The following is a 3,155-nucleotide window of genomic DNA, read 5'->3' on the forward strand; positions in this document are numbered from 1 at the left end:
CGGCGGCCACCCGCGGCGCCGCCCCCTCGACGGCCGGCGCCCCCAGCTCGGCGGCCAACCAGGTGGGGTCCACGCCGTGCCCCACGGCCAGCACGGCCTCCCCCACCCGGACGAACAGCGGCACCCCGCCCGTCGGGTCGGGCCGGTGGTAGGTCACGTCGCTCATGCGCCCCATCCCACCACGGGCTGACACCCCCACCGGGACACGACGCCCCCGCGGTGCCCGAGTGCCACCGCCCCGCCCCGGGCGTGAGGGAGGATGGCGGGCGATGAGCGAGCACCCCGCCACCCCGGCCCCCGACACCGTCGAGGACGACCTGGACCCCCAGGGCGCCCCCCTCTCCCCGGCCCGCATCGCCTCCGCGTTCGTGGGGCTGGCCGTGGCCGGCGTCATCATCGTGTGGGGCCTGCCCTGGATCGCCGACACGAGCTGGAGCCAGATCGGCACCCAGCTGCGCCGCCTGAGCACCTCGGACATCGCGTGGCTCACTGGCCTCACCTCGGCAGCGGTGCTCTGCTACACGTTCGTGATGACCGGGTCCATCCGTGGGCTGCGCACCGGGCAGGCCGTCATCAGCAACCTCGTGGGCACGATGATCTCCACCACCTTCCCCCTCGGCGGCGCGGTGGGCGTGGGCGCCACGTATGCAATGTTCCGCAGCTGGGGCTTCGCCCGCAAGGACGTCTCCTCGGCCCTCACCGTGATCGGCGTGTGGAACATCCTGGGGCGGGCCGCCCTGCCGGCCATCGCCGCAGCGTGGATGCTCTGGGAGGCCGTGGGCACCCTGCCGCGCCAGGTGGTCTTCGCCCTCACCGTGGGCGGTGTGGCCGGCGGCGGACTGCTCCTCTTCTTCGTCCTGGCCGTGGCCTCGCGGACCGTGGCCGGGTCGCTGGGGTCGTCCATCGGCTGGCTGGCAAGCCCCTTCATCGGACGTCTCGAGGTGGAGCGCGACGACTTCCGCCGGGTGGCGCTGGAACTCCGCGAACGCATCGCCACCACCGTCCGCACCGGCGGGTGGACCATGACCGCCGGGATGGCCGGATTCCTCGGCCTCTACGGCGTGGTGTTCTGGCTGTGCCTGCGCTTCATGGGCGTGGACATCTCCCCCGTGCAGGCCTTCGCCGCCTACGCGGTGGGGCGCCTGCTCACGGCCTTCCCGGTGACCCCCGGCTCGATGGGGGTCACCGAGGCCGGTGCCCTGGCGATCCTCGTGGCCGGCGGGGCCTCACCGGCCGGTGCCTCGGCCGCGGTGCTGCTGTTCAGCCTCTTCACCAACGTGCTGCACGTGCCCGCGGGCCTCGTGGCCGGCGTCGTGTGGATCCTCACCGCCGGCCGGGCCGGCAACCGCCCGGGCACCCCCTAGCCCGGAGGAGCCCCTCGCACACAGAGATCCGCCTGCGCGGTCCAAGGGTGCGCCCCGTCGGGCGGGCACGTGGACCACAGACGGATCTCCGGGCGGTCAGGGGAGGGGGACCTGCGCCTCACTCCCACCTCACCGAGTTCGGCTCCGCCTCACTCCCACTCAATGGTTCCCGGCGGCTTGCTCGTCACGTCGAGCACCACCCGGTTCACCTCGTCCACCTCGTTGGTGATGCGGGTGGAGATGCGCTCCAGCACCTCGTAGGGCAGACGCGTCCAGTCGGCGGTCATCGCGTCCTCGGAGCTCACCGGACGCAGCACGATCGGGTGGCCGTAGGTCCGCCCGTCGCCCTGCACGCCCACCGAGCGCACGTCGGCCAGCAGCACCACCGGGCACTGCCAGATCGTGTCGTCCAGGCCGGCGGCCGTGAGTTCCTCGCGCGCGATGGCGTCCGCCGCCCGCAGGGTCTCCAGGCGGTCGGCCGTCACCTCGCCGATGATGCGGATGCCCAGGCCCGGGCCGGGGAAGGGCTGACGGGCCACGATCACCTCGGGCACGCCGAGCTCGCGGCCGATGGCGCGCACCTCGTCCTTGAACAGCATGCGCAGCGGCTCCACGAGGCCGAACTGCAGGTCGTCGGGCAGGCCGCCCACGTTGTGGTGCGACTTGATGGTGGCCGTGCCCGCACCGCCCCCGGACTCCACGACGTCCGGGTAGAGGGTGCCCTGCACCAGCCACTTCACCGGGTGCTCGTCGTCGGCGTGCTCCCCCGCCCGACCGGCCACCACGTCGCGCGCCGCCTGCTCGAAGGTGCGGATGAACTCCCGGCCGATGGTCTTGCGCTTGGTCTCCGGGTCGGTCTGGCCGGCCAGCGCGTCGAGGAACTGGGCGGTCGCGTCCACGGTCACCAGGTCGACGCCGGTGGCCGCGACGAAGTCCTGCTCCACCTGCTCGCGCTCGCCGGAGCGCAGCAGGCCGTGGTCCACGAACACGCAGGTGAGCTGGTCGCCGACGGCCTTCTGCACCAGGGCCGCGGCCACCGAGGAGTCCACGCCGCCGGACAGGGCGCAGATGACGCGGTCCTCGCCGACCTGGGCGCGGATGTCCTCCACGAGCGTCTCGATGACGTTCTCGTTGGTCCAGCGGCCCTCCAGGCCAGCCCCCTCGCGCAGGAAGTTCTCCAGCACCGCCTGCCCGTGCGCGGAGTGCATGACCTCGGGGTGCCACTGCACGCCGAAGAGGCGGCGCTCGCGGTCCTCGAAGGCCGCGACGGGCGCGCCCGGGGTGGAGGCGGTGGTGGTCATGCCCTGCGGGGCCTCGCTCACCGCATCGCCGTGGGACATCCACACCGACTGCTCGGTGGGCTGGCCGGCGAAGAGCACCGAGTCCACACCCGGGACCACGGTGGCGGGGGTCGAGCCGTACTCGCGCTGGCCGGTGTGGGCCACCGTGCCGCCGAGCGCCTGGGTCATGGCTTGGAAGCCATAGCAGATGCCGAACACCGGCACCCCGGCCTCGAGCAGGCCCTCGGCCAGGCGCGGGGCGCCGTCGGCGTACACCGACGACGGGCCGCCGGAGAGGATCAGCGCGGCGGGCTCCTTGGCGAGCACCTCCGCAGCGGGCATGTCGTGCGGGACGACCTCCGAGTACACGTCGGCCTCACGCACCCGGCGGGCGATGAGCTGCGCGTACTGGGCGCCGAAGTCGACGACGAGGACGGGGTTCGTTTGGAGCTCGGTCACGGGGCGCAGCCTACTGGCAGCGCGAGCGCCCACCCGGTGCGGGTGGGCGCTC

The 3,155-nt window shown here is 73.4% G+C and carries 2 protein-coding genes; one reads left to right on the forward strand and one right to left on the reverse strand.

Annotation, left to right across the window (positions count from 1 at the left end; genetic code table 11):
• The first annotated feature begins 269 nt into the window (after nt 1-269).
• Nucleotides 270-1,364: a lysylphosphatidylglycerol synthase transmembrane domain-containing protein gene (locus HMPREF3099_RS09535; RefSeq protein WP_168168509.1), complete on the forward strand. Its 1,095-nt coding sequence runs from the start codon at nt 270-272 to the stop codon at nt 1,362-1,364.
• A 149-nt stretch (nt 1,365-1,513) separates the two neighbouring features.
• Here HMPREF3099_RS09535 and guaA read toward each other — a convergent pair whose 3' ends face one another.
• Nucleotides 1,514-3,103 (reverse strand): glutamine-hydrolyzing GMP synthase, encoded by a 1,590-nt coding sequence (guaA, locus tag HMPREF3099_RS09540; RefSeq protein WP_070705734.1) that lies wholly within the window; start codon nt 3,101-3,103, stop codon nt 1,514-1,516.
• Nucleotides 3,104-3,155: the final 52 nt, after the last annotated feature.

The organism is Kytococcus sp. HMSC28H12, from assembly GCF_001816045.1.
Classification (GTDB): domain Bacteria; phylum Actinomycetota; class Actinomycetes; order Actinomycetales; family Dermatophilaceae; genus Kytococcus; species Kytococcus schroeteri.

What these genes read in the sequence shown, in the direction of transcription:
- HMPREF3099_RS09535 (WP_168168509.1), top strand. Translation starts at nt 270, where the DNA reads ATGAGCGAGCACCCCGCCACCCCGGCCCCCGACACCGTCGAGGACGAC.